General features: G+C 41.3%; 20 protein-coding genes. 16 read left to right on the top strand and 4 right to left on the bottom strand.

The window, feature by feature from the left end:
* Positions 1 to 95: 95 nt before the first annotated feature.
* On the top strand, positions 96 to 2,714 hold the full coding sequence (gene clpB, locus RMX69_RS12550; protein WP_322637643.1) for an ATP-dependent chaperone ClpB: 2,619 nt from the start codon (positions 96 to 98) through the stop codon (positions 2,712 to 2,714).
* Between the two features lie 108 nt (positions 2,715 to 2,822).
* Here the strand turns inward: clpB and RMX69_RS12545 are convergent, their stop codons facing one another.
* The gene (locus RMX69_RS12545; protein WP_289799328.1) at positions 2,823 to 3,380 is read right to left on the bottom strand and encodes an SRPBCC family protein; all 558 of its coding nucleotides are present in this window, start codon (positions 3,378 to 3,380) and stop codon (positions 2,823 to 2,825) included.
* A 431-nt stretch (positions 3,381 to 3,811) separates the two neighbouring features.
* On the opposite strand from RMX69_RS12545, the gene RMX69_RS12540 reads away from it, so the two are divergent.
* From RMX69_RS12540 to RMX69_RS12520, 5 genes are all read left to right on the top strand, one after another.
* Positions 3,812 to 4,006 (top strand): hypothetical protein, encoded by a 195-nt coding sequence (locus RMX69_RS12540; RefSeq protein WP_322637642.1) that lies wholly within the window; start codon positions 3,812 to 3,814, stop codon positions 4,004 to 4,006.
* A 140-nt stretch (positions 4,007 to 4,146) separates the two neighbouring features.
* The gene (gene rd, locus RMX69_RS12535; protein WP_292774831.1) at positions 4,147 to 4,311 is read left to right on the top strand and encodes a rubredoxin; all 165 of its coding nucleotides are present in this window, start codon (positions 4,147 to 4,149) and stop codon (positions 4,309 to 4,311) included.
* A gap of 51 nt (positions 4,312 to 4,362) precedes the next feature.
* Positions 4,363 to 5,601: an NAD(P)/FAD-dependent oxidoreductase gene (locus tag RMX69_RS12530; protein ID WP_322637666.1), complete on the top strand. Its 1,239-nt coding sequence runs from the start codon at positions 4,363 to 4,365 to the stop codon at positions 5,599 to 5,601.
* 139 nt (positions 5,602 to 5,740) lie between these two features.
* Complete coding sequence (lpxD, locus tag RMX69_RS12525) at positions 5,741 to 6,793, top strand: UDP-3-O-(3-hydroxymyristoyl)glucosamine N-acyltransferase (protein WP_322637641.1); 1,053 nt, start codon at positions 5,741 to 5,743, stop codon at positions 6,791 to 6,793.
* Positions 6,794 to 7,470: 677 nt separating this feature from the next.
* Positions 7,471 to 8,202, top strand: a complete 732-nt coding sequence (locus tag RMX69_RS12520) for an iron-containing redox enzyme family protein (RefSeq protein WP_322637640.1) — start codon at positions 7,471 to 7,473, stop codon at positions 8,200 to 8,202.
* A 436-nt stretch (positions 8,203 to 8,638) separates the two neighbouring features.
* Here RMX69_RS12520 and RMX69_RS12515 read toward each other — a convergent pair whose 3' ends face one another.
* Complete coding sequence (locus RMX69_RS12515) at positions 8,639 to 9,544, bottom strand: CoB--CoM heterodisulfide reductase iron-sulfur subunit B family protein (protein ID WP_322637639.1); 906 nt, start codon at positions 9,542 to 9,544, stop codon at positions 8,639 to 8,641.
* 422 nt (positions 9,545 to 9,966) lie between these two features.
* Between RMX69_RS12515 and acpP the strand changes: the two genes are divergently transcribed.
* The 6 genes from acpP to RMX69_RS12485 all read left to right on the top strand — a co-directional run bounded on the left by acpP (position 9,967) and on the right by RMX69_RS12485 (position 18,309).
* Positions 9,967 to 10,221, top strand: a complete 255-nt coding sequence (gene acpP / locus RMX69_RS12510; protein WP_289799322.1) for an acyl carrier protein — start codon at positions 9,967 to 9,969, stop codon at positions 10,219 to 10,221.
* A 235-nt stretch (positions 10,222 to 10,456) separates the two neighbouring features.
* A complete protein-coding gene (fabF, locus tag RMX69_RS12505) occupies positions 10,457 to 11,707 on the top strand; it encodes a beta-ketoacyl-ACP synthase II (protein ID WP_322637638.1) in 1,251 nt (416 codons plus the stop codon).
* A 384-nt stretch (positions 11,708 to 12,091) separates the two neighbouring features.
* Positions 12,092 to 14,119 (top strand): transketolase, encoded by a 2,028-nt coding sequence (gene tkt / locus RMX69_RS12500; protein WP_322637637.1) that lies wholly within the window; start codon positions 12,092 to 12,094, stop codon positions 14,117 to 14,119.
* Positions 14,120 to 14,297: 178 nt separating this feature from the next.
* A complete protein-coding gene (locus RMX69_RS12495) occupies positions 14,298 to 14,507 on the top strand; it encodes a hypothetical protein (RefSeq protein WP_322637636.1) in 210 nt (69 codons plus the stop codon).
* A gap of 162 nt (positions 14,508 to 14,669) precedes the next feature.
* Positions 14,670 to 15,671 carry an ATP-binding protein gene (locus RMX69_RS12490; protein ID WP_322637635.1) on the top strand — a complete coding sequence of 334 codons (1,002 nt, stop codon included), beginning with the start codon at positions 14,670 to 14,672 and terminating at the stop codon, positions 15,669 to 15,671.
* A 28-nt stretch (positions 15,672 to 15,699) separates the two neighbouring features.
* Positions 15,700 to 18,309 carry a S8 family peptidase gene (locus RMX69_RS12485; RefSeq protein ID WP_322637634.1) on the top strand — a complete coding sequence of 870 codons (2,610 nt, stop codon included), beginning with the start codon at positions 15,700 to 15,702 and terminating at the stop codon, positions 18,307 to 18,309.
* A gap of 440 nt (positions 18,310 to 18,749) precedes the next feature.
* On the opposite strand, the gene RMX69_RS12480 is transcribed toward RMX69_RS12485, so the two are convergent.
* Positions 18,750 to 19,829 carry a hypothetical protein gene (locus tag RMX69_RS12480; protein ID WP_289799317.1) on the bottom strand — a complete coding sequence of 360 codons (1,080 nt, stop codon included), beginning with the start codon at positions 19,827 to 19,829 and terminating at the stop codon, positions 18,750 to 18,752.
* A 53-nt stretch (positions 19,830 to 19,882) separates the two neighbouring features.
* Positions 19,883 to 20,866, bottom strand: coding sequence for a hypothetical protein (locus RMX69_RS12475; protein ID WP_289799316.1), 984 nt, complete (start codon positions 20,864 to 20,866; stop codon positions 19,883 to 19,885).
* Positions 20,867 to 21,375: 509 nt separating this feature from the next.
* Here RMX69_RS12475 and RMX69_RS12470 point away from each other — a divergent pair.
* The 4 genes from RMX69_RS12470 (at position 21,376) to RMX69_RS12455 (ending at position 25,350) form a co-directional block, all read left to right on the top strand.
* Positions 21,376 to 22,128 (top strand): winged helix-turn-helix domain-containing protein, encoded by a 753-nt coding sequence (locus RMX69_RS12470; RefSeq protein ID WP_094349166.1) that lies wholly within the window; start codon positions 21,376 to 21,378, stop codon positions 22,126 to 22,128.
* Positions 22,129 to 22,181: 53 nt separating this feature from the next.
* Positions 22,182 to 23,501, top strand: coding sequence for a sensor histidine kinase (locus RMX69_RS12465; protein ID WP_289799315.1), 1,320 nt, complete (start codon positions 22,182 to 22,184; stop codon positions 23,499 to 23,501).
* A gap of 28 nt (positions 23,502 to 23,529) precedes the next feature.
* Positions 23,530 to 24,198 carry a phosphate signaling complex protein PhoU gene (phoU, locus tag RMX69_RS12460; protein ID WP_322637633.1) on the top strand — a complete coding sequence of 223 codons (669 nt, stop codon included), beginning with the start codon at positions 23,530 to 23,532 and terminating at the stop codon, positions 24,196 to 24,198.
* 534 nt (positions 24,199 to 24,732) lie between these two features.
* Positions 24,733 to 25,350 carry a Crp/Fnr family transcriptional regulator gene (locus tag RMX69_RS12455; RefSeq protein ID WP_289799313.1) on the top strand — a complete coding sequence of 206 codons (618 nt, stop codon included), beginning with the start codon at positions 24,733 to 24,735 and terminating at the stop codon, positions 25,348 to 25,350.
* Positions 25,351 to 25,464: the final 114 nt, after the last annotated feature.

Below are 25,464 nucleotides of genomic sequence, written 5' to 3'. Positions count from 1 at the left end.
ATACAATATCTATTAACAGCAGAAATTATCTTTACTTGGTGTTCTGGTGGTAGCCTCTGACAAGCTGCTGCACCTCTACGTTCCTGAAAAAGCCTATGCAACCTACTAATCCTAACCAATTTACAGAAAAAGCCTGGGAAGCGATCGCCCATACCCCGGATATTGTTAAACAATATCAACAACAGCAAATTGAAAGCGAACACCTGATGAAAGCGCTGCTAGAACAAGATGGTCTAGCAATTGGGATTTTCACCAAAGCGGGTGTTAATCTTCAAAAGCTGCGCGATCACACCGAACAATTTTTTCAACGTCAGCCGAAAGTATCTGGTAATAGTACCTCAGTATACTTAGGACGGAGCTTAGATACACTTCTAGATCGAGCAGATGGGTATCGCAAAGAGTTTCAAGATGAATATATTTCAATTGAACACTTATTGCTGGGTTATGCCAAAGATGACCGTTTTGGCAAAGCTTTATTCCAAGAGTTTGGTTTAGACGAAGGCAAACTCAAAAATATTATTAAACAAGTTCGTGGGAGTCAAAAAGTGACCGATCAAAATCCAGAAGGCAAATACGAAGCACTGGAAAAATACGGGCGCGACCTTACAGAAGCCGCGCGTAAAGGTCAACTCGATCCAGTGATTGGGCGAGATGATGAGATTCGCCGCACTGTGCAAATTCTCTCTCGCCGCACCAAGAATAACCCTGTGCTAATTGGTGAACCGGGTGTTGGTAAAACTGCGATCGCCGAAGGATTAGCACAGCGCATTATTGCAGGTGATGTACCCCAATCTCTCAAAGACCGCAAGCTGATTTCTTTAGATATGGGTGCTTTGATTGCGGGAGCAAAATTCCGGGGTGAATTTGAAGAACGCCTGAAAGCAGTATTAAAAGAAGTTACTGAATCTGGCGGCAATATTGTTTTATTTATTGATGAAATTCACACCGTTGTCGGCGCTGGTGCTACTCAAGGCGCAATGGATGCGGGTAACTTATTAAAACCGATGTTGGCGCGGGGCGAATTGCGCTGTATTGGGGCAACAACTCTAGATGAATACCGCAAACACATCGAAAAAGATGCCGCACTAGAAAGACGCTTCCAGCAAGTTTATGTCGATCAGCCTAGTGTAGAAGATAGTATTTCGATTTTGCGCGGGTTGAGAGAACGTTATGAAAACCACCACGGGGTGAAGATTTCTGATAGTGCTTTAGTTGCCGCCGCCGTATTGTCGAGTCGTTATATTAGCGATCGCTTCTTACCAGATAAAGCAATTGACTTGGTAGATGAAGCCGCCGCGAGATTAAAAATGGAGATTACCTCCAAACCAGAAGAACTCGACGAAATCGATCGCAAGATTCTGCAATTGGAAATGGAGAAGCTTTCGCTACAAAAGGAAAGTGATGCTGCTTCTCGCGAACGTCTAGGAAGACTAGAAAAAGAAATTGCCGATCTCAAAGAAGAACAAAAAACCCTGAATACTCAATGGCAGTCTGAAAAAGATATCATTGACAAAATTCAGTCTGTGAAAAAAGAGATTGAACGGGTCAACTTAGAGATTCAGCAAGCAGAACGCGATTACGATCTTAATCGCGCTGCGGAGTTGAAATACGGCAATTTAACCAGCTTACATCGTCAATTGGAAGCAGTAGAAGCTGAATTGGCAAGCACTCAAAGAAGTGGTAAATCACTATTACGAGAAGAAGTAACAGAAGGTGATATTGCCGAAATTATTTCTAAATGGACAGGAATTCCCATCAGTAAGTTGGTGGAATCGGAGAAAGAAAAACTGCTGCATTTAGAAGATGAACTGCACCGCCGCGTAGTTGGACAAGAAGAAGCAGTCACAGCTGTAGCCGATGCAATTCAGCGATCGCGCGCTGGATTAGCCGATCCTAATCGTCCCATCGCTAGCTTTATCTTTCTTGGGCCTACGGGTGTGGGTAAAACCGAGTTAGCGAAAGCGCTGGCGGGGTTTATGTTCGATAGCGAAGATGCGCTGGTGCGAATCGATATGTCGGAATACATGGAGAAACACGCCGTCTCTCGCTTAATTGGTGCGCCTCCAGGATACGTAGGCTATGAAGAAGGCGGACAACTTACAGAAGCGATTCGTCGCCGTCCTTACTCAGTGATTCTCTTCGACGAAATCGAGAAAGCACACCCCGATGTCTTCAATATCTTCTTGCAAATTCTCGACGATGGTCGCGTCACTGATGCCCAAGGTCATAAGGTGGACTTTAAGAACGCTATTATCATCATGACCAGCAACATTGGTTCGCAGTACATTCTTGATGTCGCTGGGGATAACGCCCACTATGACGAAATGCGCCGTCGGGTAATGGAGGCAATGCGGAATAGCTTCCGTCCAGAATTCCTGAACCGGATTGATGAAATTATCATCTTCCACGGTTTAGATAAGAAGGAATTACGGCAGATTGTGCTGTTGCAAGTTGAGAGATTGCGCCAAAGATTAAGCGATCGCAAAATATCTCTCAAACTATCGGATGCTGCCCTTGACTTTTTAGCAGAAGTAGGGTATGACCCAGTGTATGGAGCGCGTCCACTGAAGCGGGCGATTCAGCGAGAGTTAGAAACTCAAATTGCTAAATCCATCTTGCGCGGCGAATTCAACGACGGCAACACCATCTTTGTAGATGTGCAAAATGAAAGGTTGTCGTTTAGCCGTTTACCAGTTGAAGTTTTTACCGGATAATTACGCCTGATAAATCACACACAAAAACCCGTTTTCTGACAGAGAGCGGGTTTTTGAATTGTCTATATATAGGTAAAGTGAAAATCCAATCAGCAACGTCTGAATTTTTTATTGAGTCTTACACATAACTTGTCGCATTTTACGCATATTTGCTGGCAACTCTAAATTCATCGCTTGTTGAATAAAAATAGATGGAATCGGAATTAGAGGTGTCGCTTGCACAGTATAAGCAAGTATTGTGCCATTACCACAATCTTGTAGTTCTAAATTGGCGTTAAAGTCCTCAAAAGTCCCATTTACCATGCGAAATTGGATTTGCTGCCCCAGCACTTCTACAACATTGAGGTAAATTTCTACTTGAGCCGTAAAAAAGAAGAAGGCTTTTTGTGCTGCTTGATACAGACGTTTGACTTCACCTTTATGTACTACCTCACTCTTGGTGATATCGGGAAAATATTGTACCCAGCGGGGATAATCAGTTAATTGCTGCCAAACGTGCGATCGCACCATCGGCAAATACATCCAGGCTGTCACTGCGCCACCCGATATCTTGTGCGATCGCGTTTCTAGGAGAATTTCACCCTGTACCAGCAACTTTTGCTTGTCTTGACTCCAAGCCATATCTGAACCTGCAATAATTGAATCTGATATATAAGACGCAGACATAATGATTAAGTTACTCCTCAACTCATCCACCTAAATAGAGTTGAAACTACAAGCCATAAAACTTGATTTAGATCCAACCCATTATTAAATTAGTTCCAGTTTAATACTTATCTTTTCCGGAAAGGATGATTTTTTGCTCATCATTTCAGTTACTTTACTGTAAAAACTGTGTTTCTTATCACAATTAACATAATTAATACTTCAGTAAGTATTGTCAAAGTAATACTTGTAGATGAAAAACTGCGTTGTTAACAGCTAGAATGGCACAAACATGATTTAACATCAAGTACCTTACCTTAACGTTTGCTAACGTTTGGATAGTATCTCTCGGTTTTACGTGTTATTTCTGATGAAACTATAACTTCATCGTAACTTCATATTTTAATTATCAATATCAAGTGTAATGTCTGTTGAGTTGAGAGGAAAATTAGGTGAGTCAATCTTCTTTAAATCGTAGATTAATCCAGGTTTTTGGTATACTTCTCGGCATTAGCGTTGCCGTCTGGGTACTTAGAGGTATTGGTATTCTGACTTTTATCCCAGGTGGAATTATTTGGCTCTTGCTACTTGGGGCGATCGCGATCGGAATTATTAGTTACGCTCAAAGGACATGGTGGCGTTTTTAGTCATTTGACTAATGACTTTGCGAAACGGTTTGATTTTCATACCGTAGTCTCGTTTAAGAATTGTAGCTTGCCTATTTTGACTCATTGCCAAAAGTATTTAATAGGGAAGCAATGCCAATAATTTACGAGGGGAAAGGAGCATGGCAAAGTATAAATGTACTGTTTGTGGCTATATATATGACCCAGCAGAAGGCGATCCAGATAGCGACATAGCACCGGGGACAGCCTTTGAAGATATCCCAGAAGATTGGTCATGTCCAACTTGCGGTGCGACAAAAGACGACTTTGAACCTGATGAAGAGTGAAAATAACAGCTAGCCTAGAAAGTAGGTGCTGTAAAAGAGACATTTTTGAAATTGTTACCGTTACAAATTGTAGTTATTGGGGGTGGAGCAGCGGGATTTTTTGGCGCGATCGCTTGTGCTAAAGCCAATCCTGATGCCCAAGTTACTTTACTCGAAGCCAGTCGTCAACCCCTAGCGAAAGTGCTAATTTCTGGTGGCGGACGCTGCAACGTCACTCACGCTTGCTTTGAACCGGAGGAATTGGTGCAAAATTACCCCAGAGGTGCAAAAGCTTTGCGGGGTGCTTTGACTCGGTTTGGGCCTCAAGATACAGTAGCTTGGTTTGCTGCTGGTGGAGTCTATCTTAAAACGGAAGCTGATGGCCGGATGTTTCCTGTCACCAATACTTCAGAAACCATTGTGGAATGTCTAATTAAATCGGTGGCGAAATCTGGGGTAAAACTCCGCATCGGTACGCATGTAACTTCAGTGAGAACCTCAGCAGACGGGGGGTTTGATATTCTTCTGAAGTCGGGAGAGACAATTAAATGCGATCGCCTACTTTTAGCGACCGGTAGTAGCCTTGCGGGTTATAAAATTGTCCAAGAGTTAGGTCATCAAATTGAACCGCCAGTACCCTCGTTATTTACCTTCAACATTGTCGATCAAAAATTGCGGGAATTGGCTGGAGTTAGCGTTAACCCTGCCCAATTACGGTTATCTGCGGGCGGAAAATCCCAATTGCAACAAACTGGGCCATTGTTAATTACCCACTGGGGTTTGAGTGGCCCCGCTGTTTTGAAGCTTTCTGCTTGGGGTGCGAGAGTTCTGCACGAAAGCCGCTATCAAGCCAAATTATCGATTAATTGGCTGCCCATGATGCAACAAGAACAAGTGCGAGAAAAAGTTTTAGCAGTTAAAGATGAATGGGGAAAGAAAGCGATCGCCTTGCATCGCGGAGTCGATCTACCCCATCGTCTCTGGCAATATATCATTGCCCGTGCAGGCATTACCACAGAAGACCGTTGGGCAGAAATATCTAGTAAAACCTTAAATCAACTGGTGCAGGAACTTACTCAGGGACAATACTTAATCAACGGCAAAGGAGCCTTCAAAGAAGAATTTGTTACCTGTGGCGGTGTCAAACTCAAAGAAGTCAACTTCAAGACAATGGAAAGTCGGTTAGTTCCTGGTCTTTATTTTGCCGGAGAAATCTTAGATATTGATGGCGTTACCGGTGGGTTTAACTTCCAAAGTGCTTGGACAACCGGGTATTTAGCAGGTGTGGCAATGGCGACTAGCTACGAATAGTCTCAAAGTAATCCAACCTGAAGCGAAACTAGGAACAGTCTGATTGCTTCACCACTACGCGTCTACAAAATTATTGTATTGGAGCATAAAGAGGGAAAATTATCTTGCAATTGTAGATCAATTTTGAACACACCCAACAATGAAATTCAGCGAAATCCTCCGTCAATTTGGTGACGCGGCTACCAATCATAGCCTGACTAGCAACCCAGACCAAGACCCCGAAATTACAGGGGTAGCAGCCATTGATGAAGCTACCAACGGTACGATCGGTTACGTAGAAGGCGCAAAATTTAAATCTTTTGTCAACACTACCAATGCTAGTGCTTTAATTTTGCCCCAGGACGAAAAATTACAGGCGCTTGCACAAGAGAAGGGTATTGTCTGGCTAGCAACCCCAGATCCGCGACTTTTGTTTGCCAAAGCGATCGCACTTTTTTATCAACCATATCGCCCTACCCCAGAAATTCATCCTACCGCAGTGATTCACTCCACCGCAAAAGTTGGTAGTAATGTTTATATTGGCCCCCATGCTGTGATTCAACAAGGAGTGGAAATTGGTGATGGTGCAATTATTCATCCCAATGTAGTAATTTATCCAGATGCCAAAATAGGCGATCGCACCACCTTACACGCCAACTGTACCATCCACGAACGCACCCGTATCGGTGCAGATTGCGTCATTCACAGTGGTGCTGTCATTGGTGCAGAAGGCTTTGGTTTTGTTCCCATCCGTACTGGTTGGTTCAAAATGGAACAATCAGGCTATACAGTCTTAGAAGATGGTGTAGAAGTTGGCTGTAACACTGGCATTGATCGCCCAGCAGTGGGAGAAACACGGGTAGGTCGCAATACAGTAATCGATAGCTTAGTGCAAATAGGTCATGGTTGCCAAATCGGTTCTGGTTGTGCGATCGCAGGTCAGGTTGGCATGGCCGGAGGTGTTAAACTTGGAAATCGCGTTATTTTAGCTGGACAAACAGGAATAGTCAATCAAGTGAAAATGGGAGATGGGTCGATGACATCTGCTCAAACTGGAATTCACAACGATGTTGCACCAGGAGAAATTGTCTGCGGAACCCCAGCCCTTCCTTACAAACTATATCTCAAGGTATCTGCTGTTTATGGCCGCTTGCCAGATATGTATCAATCGCTAAAACAATTGCAACGTAAATTCAAAAATAGCAATGAATAAGCTGAAAGTTATCTAAATTACATAACTAAATTCAAATTAACTCTTGTGGGGCGTGAATCTTGCACGTCCCATTCTGTATTCTTGTTCAAAAGGATTTTTTATTCCTATTGACAGATGACAAACAAAAATACTTTACGATCATTTTATACCAACTTTAGAAATTGCGGGAAAAAGTAAAGATTGAGTTAATGATTCTTTTTATCTGCGTATAAAAAAATATAAAGACTAAAATATTTATTAGGACAAAGTACGAACTTGTACTGAATTTTTCCACAAAGTAGGGTAACATATTAGTTAAAACAACTGTGCATACAGTTCCGTTAACCAAAAACAAAATTTTTGGAACGCATCCTAGTTAAATTTTAGACTCAATTGTTGAAGATAATGTCAATTTTCAAGCCGATACGAACCGAAATAAGCATTTGCAAATAACTTGTGAAGTATGGTTACAAAGGGTATACAAACTGCCTGACTAATTTTCCATTATTCGCATCTAATCAGTCAATCAAGTAACTGAAGTGAGTTCACTTTTTTAATAAGCATTTGCAAACATACTCTGAAACATAGTTACAAAGGGTATGCATTTTTTGCAATGCAAGCTGCGTGAGTAATTGTCCAAATATTCACGCTCAATTAGACAATTAAGATCGATAAAAATCCACTTATCCCCTAGAATAATGACTGCAATTCTTTCTTTGGATGCTAAGATATCCAACCAATTACAGCAAGTTTTGTTAGAACTCACAACAGCACAGGATTTGTCTCTACATCCCTTTGTTCAACGCTTTGCCAAAGGAGAATTTTCACAAAATGCAATCCGTCAGTTTGCAATGAAAATGCTACCTGGCTCTAACAGATTCAATATGGCTTTTCTGAAAGTTGCATCCAAAATGGATAGTTACCATGCTAGAACGATTATGCTAGAAAATGCATTTACAGAGCATGGAGAACTCAACTCAGACCTTGCTCATGTAGCATTATTTATGCGTTTCATGAAAGGTATTGATTGCCCTCAGATTGATATCAATGCCGATGATGGAGCGTTTCTCATTCCAGAATTACGCTTTAAGAAATTTGAATTTTGTGATGATGAACCTATAGTACGCTCTTTAGGAAGATTTGCAGCAATTGAGCAAGTCTTACCTGGAATTTTCATCAAATATATCGAAGGACTTCGTAAGATATTTAAAGGTATTGATGACCATACCATCGAATATTTTCATCTCCACTGCCACTTAGATCCAGAACATACAGATGAATTGATTCAAGTGGCCCAAATTTATACCAAGTCTGAGAAAGATGTTGCACTCTTCCGTGAAGGAGTTGAAGATATGGTTAAATCAATTGGCGATATGTTTTCTTGGATGGATGAAAACCTCGAAAAAGAAGCGTTAACTTTACGAAGCTAATACCAAAGCAATTCTCAAAATTAGAGTTTAATTAAAGTTATCCAAAATTACCAGTCTTATATATTATTGTAAGTTGGTTAATTTTGGAAATTTTTTATCAAAACAGAATCAAGGCGTCAGTTGTCAGAATACAAAAAGGTTATTCTGTACGACTAACGCCTTGGCGCAGCTAATGATTGCAACACATTCTTGGGTAAAGACGCGATGAATCGCGTCTCTACAAATGGTCTATTTGTCGCATTCTTTTTTCAAATTGGTATTAGAACCAGCCTTTCAAGGTGGGTAAAATTTTGCTCAATAAACTCTCTTTAACCTCTTAACTCTGTGTTCTCTGTGCCTCTGTGGTTAAATAAAAGACTTTTCAACCGCAGAGACGCGGAGGGCGCAGAGAGAAAAAGAGATTTTACCAGTCACATTGAAAGGGCTAGTCCTAAAACTAAAATCCTAATTTCTCTAACACTGGCTTTGTAGAAACAATGTGACGGTCTAAACCCAGTTCTTTTGGACTAACGCCAAGTGCCAAAGCAATCAACTGGGGTAAATGCAACACTGGTAAACCTAGTTTTTGTTCAATCACCTTTTCTACCTCTGGCTGACGCGAATCTAAATTTAAGTGGCACAGAGGACAAGGTGTAACTATACAGTCAGCACCAGATGCTAAAGCATCTTGAATATGCATCCCCGCCATTTTAAAAGATTGGGTAGTGGCATAACTAGAAAGCGGCCAACCACAACATTGTGTCCGTCCTCGGTAATAAATTGGTGTTGCACCCACCGCCCGAAACATATTTTCCATCGCTTCCGGTTGGAAAGGGTCGTCATAGGGCATAGATTTTTGGGCGCGGAGGAGATAACAGCCATAAAAAGCCGCACATTTTAATCCAGTTAACTTTCGGGTGACACGTTTGGTAATTTCCTCTAAACCGTAATCTGTCACCAAGGCATAAAGAAGATGTTTAACGTCAGTACTGCCGCGATAAGGCGAACAACCTTCTTTATTTAGCAAGCCATTAACCTGTTCCATGTAAACAGGGTTAGAAGTCTTACATTCTTTCAGGTGTTCATTTACGTGACCGATAACACCTTGACAAGTGCTGCAATGGGTAAGTAAGGGCAGATTTAATTCTTCTGCTAGGGCAATATTTCTGGCGTTGACTGTATCTTCTAGCAGTTGCGAATCTTCTTTAAATGTGCCTGAACCGCAGCAAGCAGCTTTTTTAAGTTCAACTAGTTCAATGCCCAATGCTTGGGTAAGCGCTTGAGTTGATTGGTAAAGTTCCCGACAGGCCCCTTGAGCAACACAACCAGGGAAGTAAGCGTATTTCAGTGTCTGAGGTAGCATAGAAGTATGTTTGGGTTAGAGCGATCGCTCTAAACAATAACTGTTTTATCATTCCCTTGTTAGCACTAAAGTTCTGATGTTTGACGTTTAGCTACCTTTAAGCGTTTAGGTTAAAGGGCCGCGGCATCTACATATTCTTAACTGCTAGCAAGGCTGTAAATACTGACCGAGACATTGTAAAAAATTTTAGCAATAATTGGAAAACCAAAGCATTTACACGGTATTGGCGATGGCGTAGCACGCTCTACTGCTCAAGTGTTTCCAGAAAACTTACCCCATTTATTTTAGGAATGGCAGAGGTTTTCTAACAGAAAAACCCTTGGAAGTATGCGGGCGATCGCGCTTGACGATAAGATGTATATGCTCAAAACAATGTCTCCTCTAAAGAGCAGATCGTAGCAAGTGGTTAAGGACTTTTATTTATGAGCCAAGCGGAACTTTTTGAAAAGGTCAAGAAAATCGTTATCGAACAACTGAGTGTTGATCCCCCAGATAAAGTCACACCACAAGCCAAGTTTATGGAAGACCTGGGAGCAGATTCTCTCGATACTGTTGAGTTGGTGATGGCTTTGGAAGAAGAATTTGATATCGAAATTCCCGACGAAGCTGCGGAGCAGATTATATCCGTTCAAGACGCAGTAGATTACATCAATAACAAAGTTACCGCCTCAGCTTAACTGGGGATTGGAATTGGGGATTGGGATTGGGGAGATTTTTCTCTAATGTCTAGCCACCCTTCGCGTGACGCTGCTAATGTCGCTAATGCTGACGTTAACGACAGTCACTTGAAGTCAGCAAATCCGATGCCAGTCGCTCGTAAAGGAAACCTTTAAGACCGCGCTGGCTCACCAGTACCTAGTCGCTAACCTCAAATTTTTTGCCTGCTGCTTTTTCGCCATTTTTAACTGAATCATGACAGATCATACACGTAAACGCGTTGTTGTAACTGGTGTTGGCGCGATTACACCTATAGGTAACACAGCAACAGAATATTGGAATGGATTATTGAGTGGACGCAATGGCATTGACTACATCACATTATTTGATGCGTCTCGCCATGATTGCCGGATTGCTGGTGAGGTGAAAAACTTCGATCCACATGATTACTTGGAGCGCAAAGAGGCCAAGCGCATGGATCGATTTTCCCAATTTGGGGTTGCGGCAGCAAAACAGGCTCTCGCTAACTCGGAGTTAGCGATCAATGACCTGAATGCAGAACAGGTAGGTGTGATGATCGGCTCTGGCGTTGGTGGCATTAAGGTATTAGAAGACCAGCAAACTATCTACCTCAACCGTGGCCCCGATCGCTGTAGTCCATTCATGATCCCGATGATGATCGCCAATATGGCCGCAGGATTAACGGCAATTCATACGGGTGCTAAAGGGCCAAACTCTTGTCCTGTAACTGCCTGTGCCGCTGGCTCTAACGCTGTAGGCGATGCTTTTCGCTTAATTCAAGGGGGATATGCCCAGGCGATGATTTGCGGGGGAACGGAGGCAGCTGTCACACCATTGTCGATAGCTGGGTTCGCCGCCTGCAAAGCACTCTCTTTTAACAATGATGACCCGGCTCATGCTTGCCGTCCCTTTGACCGCGATCGCAACGGATTTGTCTTGGGTGAAGGTTCAGGAATTTTAATTCTCGAAGAACTGCAACACGCCCTAAGTCGCGGCGCTCACATTTATGCCGAAATGATCGGTTACGGCATGACCTGTGATGCCTACCACATCACCTCTCCCGTACCTGGTGGACTTGGAGCCGCTAGAGCGATCGAACTGGCTCTTAAAGATGCTGGCATAACTCCCGAAGAAATTAGCTATATTAATGCCCACGGCACTAGTACCCCAGCTAATGATTCAACTGAAACTTCAGCAATCAAAAAAGCCTTGGGAGAACACGCCTATAAGGTGGCAATTAGCTCCACCAAATCGATGACAGGTCATTTATTGGGCGGTTCTGGAGGTATTGAAGCAGTCGCAACAGTACTAGCGATCGCTAATGACCAAATTCCACCGACAATCAATCTGGAAAACCCCGATCCAGAGTGTGATTTAGATTACGTGCCTAACTCTAGCCGCGCTCAAAAAGTCGAGGTGGCAATATCCAATTCTTTTGGGTTTGGCGGTCATAATGTCACACTGGCCTTTAAGAAATACGTTTAAAAGAAGGCAGGAATCAGGAGGCAGGAGTCAGAATTCAGAATTCAGAATTCAGAATTCAGTAGTTTAATCCGACCTGCTCATTTGCCCCATGCCCACTTGCCCTGAGCGACTTGTGCCGAGCATCTCGACTCCGCTCGATGGAACCGAAGCCGAGGTAAGCCGAAGGGATGCCCAATGCCCAAAGTATCAGAAATATCATTCCGATATAACTTAAGCGTTCAGCATGACCCAATTATCTGCTTGATTTATCACCAGAAACTCAGGAGATCCCGCTTGTCCATCGACAAGCGGGAGTGGGATGATGAGGATACTGTGGGGAATCTAAAATAACCCCAGCAAAAGAAGCTACGAAGAGTGCTAACCCGTCGTTAAAAACAAGAGATTATGACTGTTGCAACCCAATCCGCCAAAGAACTGTCCCTCGAAGAACTTTGTATTAACTCGATCCGCTTCTTGGCTGTTGATGCCGTAGAAAAAGCTAAATCGGGACACCCAGGACTACCAATGGGCGCGGCTCCGATGGCTTTTGTCCTCTGGGATCGCTTTTTGAAGTTTAATCCCAAGAATCCCAAATGGTTTAATCGCGATCGCTTTGTCTTATCTGCCGGTCATGGCTCGATGTTGCAGTACGCCCTGCTTTACTTAACAGGCTACGACAGTGTAAGCATTGAAGATATCAAGCAATTCCGTCAATGGGAATCCAAAACCCCTGGACACCCGGAAAACTTCATGACCCCAGGCGTGGAAGTCACCACTGGCCCCTTGGGTCAAGGAATTGCCAATGGAGTCGGTTTAGCGATCGCCGAAGCGCACCTTGCCGCTAAATTTAACAAACCCGATACCAAGATTGTTGACCATTACACCTACGTAATTTTGGGTGACGGTTGCAACATGGAAGGTATTTCTGGGGAAGCTGCTTCTTTCGCAGGACACTTGGGATTAGGCAAACTCATTGCTCTGTACGACGACAACCACATCTCCATCGACGGTTCCACAGATGTGGCATTCACCGAAGATGTTTCCAAGCGCTTTGAAGCTTACGGTTGGCACGTTTTGCACGTTAAAGATGGCAATACCGACTTAGAAGCGATCGCCAAAGCAATTGAAGAAGCTAAAGCTGTCACCGATAAACCATCAATGATTAAGGTGACAACCATCATCGGTTATGGTTCCCCCAATAAAGCCAACACCGCTGGCGTTCACGGTGCTGCCCTTGGTGGAGACGAAATAGCTTTGACTCGGAAGAATTTGGGTTGGGAATACGAGCCTTTCGTAGTTCCAGAAAACGCCCTCAACCACACACGTAAAGCAGTTGAGCGCGGTGCAGGCTACGAAAGCGACTGGAACAAAACATTTGCTGATTACAAAGCTAAGTATCCCCAAGAAGCGGCTGAGTTTGAACGCTACATTAGCAGCAAACTACCCGATGGTTGGGACAAGGTACTACCCACCTACACCCCAGAAGATAAAGGACTACCTACCCGCAAACACTCAGAAACCTGCCTCAACAAAATAGCGGCAGTTTTACCTGAATTGATTGGTGGTTCGGCTGACTTAACCCACTCCAACTTGACCGAAATCAAAGGTAAGGGCGACTTCCAAAAAGGGCACTACGAAAACCCCAACATCCACTTTGGTGTGCGGGAACATGGTATGGGCGCAATCTGTAATGGTATCGCGCTGCATAGTTCAGGATTAATTCCCTACGGTGCTACCTTCTTAATCTTCACAGATTATATGCGTGCTGCCATCCGCTTATCCGCCCTTTCTCAAGCTGGCGTGATTTGGGTGATGACTCACGATTCCATAGGACAAGGTGAAGATGGCCCCACGCACCAACCCATTGAAACTCTCGCTTCCTTGCGAGCTATTCCTAATTTATTAGTGTTTCGTCCCGCAGATGGTAACGAAACCTCTGGCGCTTATAAAGTAGCGATCGAAAAGGCGAAGGAAAATGCTCCGTCTCTGTTGGCTTTCACCCGTCAAAACGTCCCCAACTTGGCAGGTACATCGATTGAGGGCGTAGCCAAGGGTGGATACACCGTTGTGGATAGCGAAGGTACACCCGATCTCATCCTGATTGCCACTGGTTCAGAACTGAGCCTCGCCGTCGGCGCAGCCGAAAAACTTAAGGCTGAAGGCAAGAAAGTCCGTGTTGTCTCCCTACCTTCATGGGAACTGTTTGAAGCACAGGATGCGGCTTATAAAGAGTCAATTTTGCCGAAAGCTGTCACCAAGCGTTTATCTGTAGAAGCTGGCGCTAGTTTCGGTTGGCACAAATATGTGGGTACTGAAGGCGATACTGTTAGTATCGATCGCTTTGGTGCTTCGGCTCCAGGCGGTGTTTGTTTAGAGAAGTTTGGTTTTAGCGTTGATAATGTATTAGCTAAGGCTAAACAATTGTTGGGTTAATAGCAACAGGATATTCTCAAAATATTGTGGGGTGGGCTGAAAAGCCCGCCTTTTTTATGTAAATAAAGATTAGCTATAATTTGAGTAATAAGTTACTAATTGGGAGGAAGTTATGCAGGAAGTTTGTGAGTAAAGAGACGTACTTCTAGCCCGGATAACAAAAATTGTAGAACATTTGATGCAAAAGGATAGTAGTTATCAGTATTATCTAGAGAAAGATAAAGCAATTAAAATGATATTTAAATACTATTCTGAGAAAGTTTCTATGGAGGAACTAAAAGCTATGTCTGATTTCAGATTAACAGGGTTTGTTGAGGGAGATATGATGACTTTGTTGTTGATTGAAGGGGAAGATGATATAGACCTTAAAGCAATGTTTTATGTTTAGATATAGATAGTAAATTCCTAAGCAGAAGAATTATTTTTTATTACATAACTTAATCTAATGATTAGAAACAAGCTGATCGCGTTATAATGCATAACACACTATACTTTTGTAGTACAATAGTACTAAGTTAGTCTAAAATTACTATTTATACTGAGAGGCAGTATGAAAGCAGAGCTTCTCAAGAGATTTTTTAGAGCGATCGCTAGTTCAGATCAAGAAGCGATTGACAAGCTGACATATTTAGTGATTGAGGAAGAACGCACTAAGGGGCATACTCTCTTAGCTGACCAGTTAGAGAATATCACTAAAAAAAGCCAGAAAGAGAAGCCTACTAACATCAGCAAACCTGCTTCTTCAATACCAGAAAACTTACACTCATTAACTGAATTATCAACCAGTAAGCGATTTAATCTTCCCCTAGTAACTATCATACCAAGGGATCATTTGCGGCATCACATGGTGTTGCCAATAAATATTGAAAAACGTTTCTGTCGAATTGAACGCGAGTATGCGGCTAGAGATAGGCTTGCTCATCATGGATTGCGTTACAGACAAAAAATTCTTTTATATGGCCCTCCTGGGTGTGGAAAGACGCTAGGAGCAGAACGTTTAGCTTGGAATACAGGTTTACCACTTTTGAAAGTTCGGTTTGATGCAATGGTGTCGTCTTTTTTAGGCGAAACTGCCAGCAATTTAAGACTTGTATTTGAGGATGCCTCAAAAAGTCCATGTTTATTGTTTCTTGATGAATGTGACTCAATTGCTAAGACACGAGAAGACTCTCAAGAAGTAGGAGAAATTAAGCGAGTAGTCAATACATTTCTTCAAATTTTGGATGAGTATCAACCCTCTTCTGGGCTTTTAGTAGCAGCAACAAATTTGAATAAATCTCTGGATACTGCCCTTTGGAGAAGATTTGATGATTTGATCGCAGTACCCAAACCCGGAGAACAGGAGCTAGAATTTATACTAAAGGAAACACTATCTGCAATTGAAGTGGGATCTATCAACTGGCCAAGGATCATTGAGCAGATGAGAGATTTTTCTGCCGCTCAAGCTGTGAGGGTTGCACAAGATGCGGCTAAAAGAGCAATCCTTGAGCGAGAGGAGCTAGTGATTCAAGAACACTTAGAAGAAGCGATCGCAGAAATCAAAGTTTCCTAGTATTAATTTTTGGTGTCTGGATAAATAAATGGTTGAAAGTTCTCAGGGTTTTCCGCATATTACGCTTAGGTTGACAAAACAAGGAAGTGCTGTACTACCAACAGGAGGAGGAAAAAAGAATCCCATCACAGTCGTTAATCTGGGGAATCGCCAGGGACATGGAAGTAAACTCAAAGGTTCGGTTGAATCCTTAATCTTTGATTGGCAAGATACTCAAGAAAAACGTGAGCAAGAAGGAAAGCCACCACTTCCTGAAAAATCTAAACCTATCATTTTAAAGATAGATCCTATTGCTTTCGATGTAGAGGATCTGAGAAAGTATGGTATTGAGGTCATTGCTGAATTAGAAGATGGATATATTATTGGGGCTTCTACCAATGATCCAGAACTTAGTAAACTACAAACAAAGATAGAACAATTTATTAAAGCAGAACGAGGTGGTAATAAAATTGCCGAAATATGGGAAATTTTGGATGGAACTAGAAGACCAGAATACATTTTATCACCAGAATTACTTAATGAATGGGAAAAAATTACTGACGATAACATTTTGATAGTAGATGTGGGAATTTCCTGCATAGGTACTAAGTCTCAATTTTCTGATTATCCAGAAGAAAAGCCTAACGAAACTGATGAAAGATATACTAGACGAGTTAGTGAATGGATAAATAAACGTGATTCAACATACCAACAATGGGATGATATCAAGTCAGAAAGAGAAGATGATTTTACAGATTTTGTTCAAGGATATCAAGGAGAAATCTTCAATATTATTGATGGACATATTCCTAATTCGGCTCAACTACCAGATAGCTTTTCTTGCAGAATTGAAATTTCTGGTAAGGGATTAAAAGATTTAGTTTTAAATTTCCCGTATATTTTTGATGTCAGTTTACCTGATGATATAACTGAATTTGTTAAGTCTGAAACTTTATCAGATGTTGGTAATATCGATTTTCAACTAGAGCCACCAGAATCAAATGCTCCTAATGTATGTGTTATTGATAGTGGTATTCAAGAAAGTCATTTTCTTTTAAAAGCAGCGATTGATTCACAAAGTTCAAAATCTTGGGTTCCAGGAGAAACTCATACAGCTGCTGACTATTATGGCAACGGTGGACATGGAACTAGAGTAGCTGGTGCGGTTCTTTACCCCAGGACTATACCCCGCAGTGGCAAGGAAAAATCTATTTGCTGGATTCAAAATGCAAGAGTTCTAGATGCTAACTGCGAACTGCCTAAACAGCTATTTCCCCCAATTTTTCTATGTGAAATTGTAAAAATTTACTACGACCAAACAAAAACAAGAATTTTTAATCATTGTATTGCTGGATCTGTTCCCTGCCGAACCCAGTATATGAGTTCTTGGGCAGCAACAATTGATAATCTGACATGGACAAAGGATATCCTGTTTATTGTCGCAGCGGGGAATTTACCTTCCGAAGGCGGGAAAATAGGCTATACAAGATTATCTGTGAAAGAACATCTGGCAGCCAATCGACCATATCCAGATTATCTATTAGAAAATTCATGTAGAATTGCTAACCCTGCACAAAGCTTTCAAGCTTTAACAGTTGGTTCAATTGCTCTAAGTTATTACCATCAATTTCCCTATTCTTCTATCTCACAGAAGGATAAGCCTTCAGCCTTTTCATGCTCTGGATTGGGAATTTGGAAGACAATTAAGCCAGAAGTAGTTGAATATGGTGGGGATTTTGTTATAGACGAAGGTACACCACCTAACATTACATATCCTCACAATGTTTGTCCTGAATTAGTGCGTTCAACATTGAATGGTGGCCCTGCACTTGCTGCTGACAAAGTGGGAACATCATTTGCAGTACCAAAAGTAAGCCATATTGCTGCACGTCTAGCTGCTGATTTACCCAATGAGAATTGCCTTCTTTACCGTGCATTAATAGTGCAATCAGCAAGGTGGCCTGAATGGACAATGGCAAATGATGTTAATAAATTGCACGTTCTTCGTCAAATTGGTTATGGTCTTCCCAATGTTGATCGTTCTTTGGGTAATGCTCCCAATAGAATCACTTTGATGACAACAGGAGAGCGCCGTATTGTAGCTAAACAAGCTCATGTTTACCAAGTAAAACTACCAGAAAAATTACGTTCTCAAGGAGAGTCATTTAAAATTCTTCTGGAGGTTACTTTATCGTACAAAGCCCAACCACGTCGAACCCGTAGAAATCGCCGAAAATATCTTTCAACTTGGCTGGATTGGGAATGTAGTAAAAAAGGAGAAGATCCAGAACGCTTTCTGAAAAGGATTTTGAAAGAGTATGATGCTCCAGAGGATGCTGAAAAGGGAGAGGGTATTTTTAAATGGATGCTAGGAAAACAAAATAATCACGGAATAATTAAAGATGTATCCAGAAGTGCAGGAAGCCTTCAAAAAGATTGGGCTGTTGTAGATTCATTTGAACTCACAGAAGCATTTTCTATTGCAGTTGTTGGACATGAAGGTTGGAACAATGACCCAGAAGCTAGTGTTCCATACTCTCTAGTTGTGAGCTTTGAAGCCATACAAGTTGATATTCCAATTTATACGTCAATTGTCGAGGCTCAAGTTGAAACAGAGATTCAACCCCCGATAGAAATTCAATCTATTGTAGTTAGCTGAAGCGATCGCACCCCCGCTATTAAACATCTCCATAAATTAAATATGGATTATCCAGAACCCTTGTAGAGACGTAGCAGTGCTAAGTCTCTTTTGCATCAGATATTTATTAAGATTTATATTTATCCCGTTAAAAGTGAAGGTTGCTACAGAGGTAACATTATTTACTAAGTTGTTTTAGTTAAACTTAAATTCTCTGTGATATATTTATGTAATCAATAATACCCGTAAAATAGATATTAAAACTTAATATTATGTCTATTCCAGAACAAAATTCCAACAAAGCATTGAAGCAAACGCAGGCTAGCCCAACAAAGAAAAAGAAAGTACAACCTCCCCCAGACCTCAAAAAACCAAAGAAAACTGAATAAAAAGCATTAGAGTTACTTGTAGAGACTTAAATTAAATTAAGTCTCTACAATTTTCATCAAAAATAAATCAGCTTATTTATTTTTTGCTTGAGTCTTTGCCTGTTCTAAAGCTATTTCTTTGATTGCCTGATATGAATTAACATTTGAAGTACCTTCAATAGCTTTAACTGCCAAATCCTGAACTTGTTTGAGAGCGGATTCAAGTTGTTTAGAAAGATTTTGAATTCGCGTCTCTTGATTAGTAATAGTTTGTTCTAGAGATTGCAGCCTTTGTTCATAGAAACGCTTTTGCCCTTCTACTTCCTTAGAATATAAATCTGATTTTATTTTCGCTTGGTAGTTGGCGATGCCTTTGCCTTCTTCTGTAGCTTTTTTGATGGCTGCTTCTTTATCTTTTGGAAAAGCCTCTACCTTGGCTTTTAACTCTTCAAATTGTTTCTCTCTTTCCGAAATTGCTTTCTCCCGTTCAGCCCACTGCTTTTCTGTTTCTTGTAATAATTCTTCCAGTTGCTTATATAGCGCTTTCTGTTCCTGCTCGTATTCGTCATTTTGCAGTTGCCGCTGGAGTTCTAGATTATACTTGTACTCTGAAGCATCGCGTTGCCGAGTTTTATTCAAGTTTTCATTCCGTTCTTTTATCGCCCGTTGCTGTTCCTCTTGTTCTTTTCCCCAAGTATTTCTTTGCTCTAGTATTTCTTGGAATAACACTTCAGAACGTCGGCTATATTCTTCCTGATAAGCTTTAGTATTATCTTCATAGGCTTGGATGAGAGTATCCAAGATATCATCAGAAACTTCTAAATTATGCAGTTGTGTTAATTGTTGAATTTCTTCTTCTAAAGTTCGCCTAATTTCTTCCAATTTAGAGGCTTTTGTGGTTAGCTGTTCCGATAATTCATTAGCAGCACTGCCAAAACCTAATTGAATTTTTGCCAAGCTTTCAATTGTATTGTTCATTTTTTGTTGGACACTAGAAAGCTGATTCATAGCTATTTTTTGTTCTAATTTAGGCTGTTCTTTAGTTCCAGACTGGTTTTCTTGGGCAACTTTATCGAGTTCTGATTTCAGTGCTGCTTTTTCTTTTGCCAACTCCTCATACGCCTGAAGAATTTCTACTTTAGTATTCTTATCAGTCGGTTTTTTCCCCACCACAACAAACCTCCTCTTCAGGAATTCAAAATGATTAAGATGCTACGAACTCACAACTATTTAGGGTTAGAACTACCAAAAGCCCTCATAGCTAAGTCTTGTGCTTGTTTTAATGCAGTTTGCAATTGAGCAGAAATGCCTTCTATTTGCTCAGATTGTTTCTTAATTGTTTCTTCCAGAGATTGAATTTTTTGTTCATAGCTCTGTTTGTTCGATTCCCATTCTCTTTCAAATAAATCAGCCTCGATTTTAGCTTTTTGGCTTGTTTCTTTAATTGCTTCTTCTCTAGCTTTCTTAATGGCTTCTTCCAGTTCGCTGGGAAATGTAGTTACTTTTTGTTCATAATCTGCGAAGAGTGGTTGGCGTTCAGCGAATATCTTTTCTCGTTCTGTCCAATCTTTCCCTTTCTTTTGAGAATTTTCCTGTATTTCCCTTTGTTGTTGGCGTTTTATCCCTTCGTAGCTGTCTGTATTGAGTTTGCGAGTAGTTTCTAACTTATACTGAAATTCTTCTTGTTCTTGCTGGCGGTCTTTGGCTAATAAATCGTTATATGCTTGAAGTTTTTCTTCATACTCTGCTTGCTCTTTTTGCCATTCTTTCCGCCTAATTGCAATTTCTTTCTCTAGTGCTTCCTTTTTGCTAATAGTATCTTGTTCGAGAATTTTTAATTTTTCTTGGTGTTCTTGACTTAAAACGTCTAAAGTATCCGCTACAACTCTAATTTGTTGCAGTTCTTGTAGACGTTGAGTTTCAATTTCTATAGCTCGGTTCAATTCATCTAACTTGGAATTTTCCTGAGCTAGTTTTTCAGATAATCCATTGAGAATACTGCCAAACTCTAATTGTAAATCAGCTAAACCTTTGACAATACTATCAACTGTATATGCAGAAGCTGCTTGCAGAATTTCTTGACTTTTTGCCTTTTCTGCTTCCTCTTGTTTGGTTGCTATTTTGGATTCAAGTTTTTTTCTTTGGATAATAATTTGTTGAAATGCTTGCATTAGTTGTTGTTTGCTGTCTTTGACTCCAACTGTAGTCATCTTCCAACTCCCTTCAATAGGCAAATGATTTATTGGGTAGCAAGCCATACCAATGACTACCCTATGCAGACATCAGAGTAGCCTTTAAATCAACATTTTTAACGCAGTGGAAATACTGAAATGATCCACATCTGACACTTAGTGGGTACGAATTTTCCACATATATGTCCTTCTGTTTTTCAGTATAGTTTTTCTTTTGAGGTTTTATAGTATTTTTGTACTAAGATAAATATACCTAAACTAATCTCCTCTGTCAAGATAATCTTCATGCAATAGTGTCTTTGGATCTTGTGAAGACAGAATCGAAAATTGAAAGTCTTTAATTAAAAACTATTAGAAGCTTGCAGCCACAGTGATTTATGATTTAGGATACTGCTGTGGTGTATATTACTTTTTGTAAAGAAAATCTAAAAGAATTAACCCTAGTAGAAGCGCGGTTGCAGTAAGGCGAGATAATAGACTCATCATCCTAATTGATACAAACACAGTCGTAGACTTTTGTGATATCAATGTATACCAGTGAATCGACCAAATATTCTGCCAGAACGGACATTGGACAAACCAGCCGTATTCTAGTAGTAGAAGATGAAGAATTAATCCAGGAAATGCTAGCTGTAGCTCTGGAAGAAGAAGGTTACGGGGTGATAACTGCCCCTGATGGGCGGTCTGCTATAGAATATCTCAAAAGTTTTGAAACCAATTCAGGGGAACTTCCCTTCGATCTGGTCATTCTTGATTTGATGCTGCCGCAAATCAATGGGCTAGATATTTGCCGTTTGCTGCGTCATCAAGGCAACCCAGTACCTATTTTAATGCTCAGTGCTAAGGGTAGTGAAACTGACCGTGTTTTGGGGTTAGAAGTGGGTGCAGATGACTACCTGACCAAACCCTTTAGTATGCGAGAGTTAGTGGCTCGTTGTCGCGCTTTACTCCGCCGCCAACGCCTAAGTAATTTACCACCAATACCAGTATTAAAATTTAAGGATGTCTCCTTAAATCCCCAAGAATGTCGCGTGCTAGTTCGCGGTCAAGAAGTGAGTCTTTCTCCCAAAGAGTTCCGTTTGCTGGAGCTGTTTATGAGTTACGCCCGCCGGGTATGGTCACGGGAACAATTGCTCGATCAGGTTTGGGGGCCGGATTTCGTCGGCGATAGTAAAACTGTAGACGTTCACATTCGGTGGTTGCGCGAAAAATTAGAGCAAGATCCCAGTCACCCCGAATATATTGTGACTGTAAGAGGTTTTGGCTATAGGTTTGGATAATTAGTTTCGATAGTTGTTAGTTTTTAGTAGTCACCAAAAAACTAACAACTCAAATGCTTTTATTGGGATTTTTTCTGGGTTTAGCGGTAGGCATTGGGTTTTGGATTTGGCAACAGATTCAACTTAACCGCTACCTGGGGCGCTTACTCCGACCGTTAACCTCGCATTCTTATAAGATGGGACTGCTGCTGATTCCTGGGTTGCGGCAGGAAATAGCGATGGTGAAACAGCAGCGACAAGATTTGCAGCAGTCGTTGCAAACTTACCAAGACCTGCTAGATTTTGCCCCAGTGGGATATTTGCAGGTGGATGAGGAAAATCAACTGCTGTGGTGCAATCGACAGGCGCAGGAAATTTTGTATCTGCAAAGGTGGCAACCAGAACAGGTGCGCTTGTTATTGGAGTTGGTACGGTCTTATGAACTTGACAATTTAATTGAGCAAACTCGCGATCGCCAAAAACCACAAACGGGAGAATGGATATTTCATCCATCTTGTGATGATACGGCAGAGATGGCAACAATCAAATCTCTGGCTTTGCGGGCGTCTAGTTTGCCTTTACCCAATGGACAAGTGGGAGTATTTTTAGAAAATCGTCAACCCCTATTAGATATAAATCAAGTACGCGATCGCTCTTTTTCCGATCTAGCACACGAACTCAGAACACCGCTAACTTCGATTCGCTTGGTTGTAGAAACTTTACAAAATCGCTTGGAACCACCTTTAAATCGCTGGGTTAACCGCCTCATGCAAGAAGTTGACCGGCTGATTAACTTAGTGCAAAGCTGGTTAGACCTTACCCAAATGGAAGCAAACCCAAATCTGCAATTGCAAGCCAAAGCTGTAGAATTGCGATCGCTAATTACATCTGTTTGGGAAACACTAGAACCCTTAGCACAACGTCAACATCTGTCTTTTTCTTATTCTGGCCCCGAAAATCTGTGGATTAAGGCAGATAAAGCCAGGATTTACCAGGTTTTTCTCAACTTGCTAGACAACAGCATTAAGTACAGTCCTCCTTGCACAAGTATTCATGTTGAAGCGAAAATCTTATCAACAAAAGATAACGATCCTGTTTCCCCAATCTTGGAAATAAATCTTATTGATTCGGGAGTTGGCTTTTCTGAGGCAGATTTACCCCACGTTTTTGAGCGATTTTATCGAGGAGATAAAGCCCGAACCCATTCTCCCCAAGATAGTAACTCCATAGGAGCGATCGTTGGCAGTGGATTAGGTTTAGCGATCGTTGAGCAGATTCTAATTGCTCACGGTGGTTCAATCAAAGCGATGAACCATCCAGAAACCGGCGGTGCGTGGATGCAACTCCAATTTCCTGAAGTTATGGCAAACTCCCTAAGCCAAGACTATAGTTAGTAATATCTTCACCTTTGAGAAAACAAGTGTGAAAGCCGTCGATTATACTCCCAATCCTCAAAGACCACAACTCGCACGCGCCATTAGGCGCTTAGAACGGGATGTATTACGCATGGGTGCCTTGGTAGAACAATCATTTCGCCTCAGCCACCAAGCGTTATTTACTCGTAACTTAATAGCCGCTGAGGAACTCCCCCGATTAGATAAAAAGATCGATCGCTTTTATCGTCAAATCGAATCAGACTGTACGGCGATTATGACGCTACAAGCGCCTACGGCTCCTGATTTGCGCTGCTTGAGTGCTTTTATGCAGCTGGTGCGAGATTTAGAGCGCATTGGCGATTATGCTGAGGATTTAGCTGAAATTGCGATTAAAATTTTTCCTTACGCGCCTCATACGTCAATGCCCGACATTGAAGCTATGTCCCTTCACGCGCAGGCGATGCTAGCAACTAGCTTAAAGGCTTTGGGAGATTTTGATGAAGCCGGTGGACGCCGTTTAAAGCATCTGGATGATACTGTAGACGATGCTTACGATCGCGTTTATCAGACTTTAGCCCAACAACGAGATGTGCCTGGTGTAGTCGAGCCAATTATACTGCTAGCACTGGCAATTCGTTGTCTGGAACGTATGGCAGATCATGCGACAAATATCGGTCAAAGAGTAGCATATATTGTCACCGGTCAACGCTCCTAATTGATATGCTGCCCAAATCTCCGACTTCTACGCTCCAAGTATCTGCAAGAAGTCGGGGATATAAATCCAGCGACTTAGTAAGCTCCATTCCACCCTCCTATCTTCATATAGGACTCCGATTTGATTTCTGAAAACATACTGAGACTGAAAAGCCAGTTTTATCAGGGTTTTATCTGAAATCTTGTTCAAAAATCAGATATGAGTCTTATAGATTATTTGTGCCTACATACATACTTAGTCTTCAAAAAATACCAAATTATTAAAAATAGGTTAACTAAATATTTTACTAAAAGCTTACCTATTCTTAAACTTACACAATTAAAGTAGCGGGTAAATAACTAAAAATTTTGGTTCTATCTCACTGATAAATACCTTAAGCAAAAGTTGTTGCCATCAGAAGATTTTGAGTTAGTCCCTAGCTCTAATTGAGAAGAATAGACTTTCCGAGACACAAGTAAATTTTGATACAAGTTATTAGAGTTTCTTAATCATTGTGAATAGCGAGATTCCCTGATAATTGTGTAATTACGGTTAATGATGTATTCTACAATTCCTAGTTCAAACTCTTCTGCCGTGTCAAATAGCTGTGCTTTCAGCAGACAATTACCCCAGCAGATATTTACCCGTCGGGAAGTAATTCCACCTCAAAATGATGTGCTTTGGCGTATTGAATACGGTGCAGTTCGTACCTTAACATGGAGTGAAGATGGAACATTCATCACTCTCGGTTATTGGGGACTAGGGGATCTGATTGGCTATCCTTTGTCTAGAGTCAAGCCCTACCAAATTGAATGTCTCACGGGCGTGGAAGTAAGCATTGTGCCACCTCATTTGTGGCATCAGGATATTAATGCTTTGTTGTCTCATATTCAACAAGCAGAGGATCTACTAAGCATTGTGCATCGAAAACCAATTTTGCTACGTTTATGGCAATTTTTAGTATGGTTAAGTGAAAAATTTGGCCGTGACGTAGATAAGGGTAAGCTAATTGATTTAAATGTTACCCATCAAGATATTGCTGAAGTCTTAAATACTACGCGAGTAACAGTTACGCGACTCTTACAGCAGTTAGAGGAAGAAGGAACAGTTTTACGTCACAAACGCCGCATTATTTTGCGCCTACCAAATAAATTAATTAAAAACTATATATAGTTCAGCAGTATATTAACTGACTTGCTTGTAATAATCACAGACTAAATGTATAATCATCGTTGTGATTGTGTGTGAAATCCACGAAAGAAAAGTGTTTAAAGCATTTTGTTATGA

It is taken from the genome of Nostoc sp. EspVER01 (assembly GCF_034530635.1).
Taxonomy (GTDB): domain Bacteria; phylum Cyanobacteriota; class Cyanobacteriia; order Cyanobacteriales; family Nostocaceae; genus Nostoc.
This window is presented reverse-complemented; position numbering and strand designations above follow the sequence as displayed.

Coding starts and splice junctions, on each gene's coding strand:
- clpB (WP_322637643.1), top strand. CDS start 96: ATGCAACCTACTAATCCTAACCAATTTACAGAAAAAGCCTGGGAAGCG.
- RMX69_RS12545 (WP_289799328.1), bottom strand. CDS start 3,380: ATGTCTGCGTCTTATATATCAGATTCAATTATTGCAGGTTCAGATATG.
- rd (WP_292774831.1), top strand. CDS start 4,147: ATGGCAAAGTATAAATGTACTGTTTGTGGCTATATATATGACCCAGCA.
- lpxD (WP_322637641.1), top strand. CDS start 5,741: ATGAAATTCAGCGAAATCCTCCGTCAATTTGGTGACGCGGCTACCAAT.
- RMX69_RS12520 (WP_322637640.1), top strand. CDS start 7,471: ATGACTGCAATTCTTTCTTTGGATGCTAAGATATCCAACCAATTACAG.
- RMX69_RS12515 (WP_322637639.1), bottom strand. CDS start 9,544: ATGCTACCTCAGACACTGAAATACGCTTACTTCCCTGGTTGTGTTGCT.
- acpP (WP_289799322.1), top strand. CDS start 9,967: ATGAGCCAAGCGGAACTTTTTGAAAAGGTCAAGAAAATCGTTATCGAA.
- fabF (WP_322637638.1), top strand. CDS start 10,457: ATGACAGATCATACACGTAAACGCGTTGTTGTAACTGGTGTTGGCGCG.
- tkt (WP_322637637.1), top strand. CDS start 12,092: ATGACTGTTGCAACCCAATCCGCCAAAGAACTGTCCCTCGAAGAACTT.
- RMX69_RS12495 (WP_322637636.1), top strand. CDS start 14,298: ATGCAAAAGGATAGTAGTTATCAGTATTATCTAGAGAAAGATAAAGCA.
- RMX69_RS12490 (WP_322637635.1), top strand. CDS start 14,670: ATGAAAGCAGAGCTTCTCAAGAGATTTTTTAGAGCGATCGCTAGTTCA.
- RMX69_RS12485 (WP_322637634.1), top strand. CDS start 15,700: ATGGTTGAAAGTTCTCAGGGTTTTCCGCATATTACGCTTAGGTTGACA.
- RMX69_RS12475 (WP_289799316.1), bottom strand. CDS start 20,866: ATGACTACAGTTGGAGTCAAAGACAGCAAACAACAACTAATGCAAGCA.
- RMX69_RS12470 (WP_094349166.1), top strand. CDS start 21,376: ATGTATACCAGTGAATCGACCAAATATTCTGCCAGAACGGACATTGGA.
- RMX69_RS12465 (WP_289799315.1), top strand. CDS start 22,182: ATGCTTTTATTGGGATTTTTTCTGGGTTTAGCGGTAGGCATTGGGTTT.
- RMX69_RS12455 (WP_289799313.1), top strand. CDS start 24,733: ATGATGTATTCTACAATTCCTAGTTCAAACTCTTCTGCCGTGTCAAAT.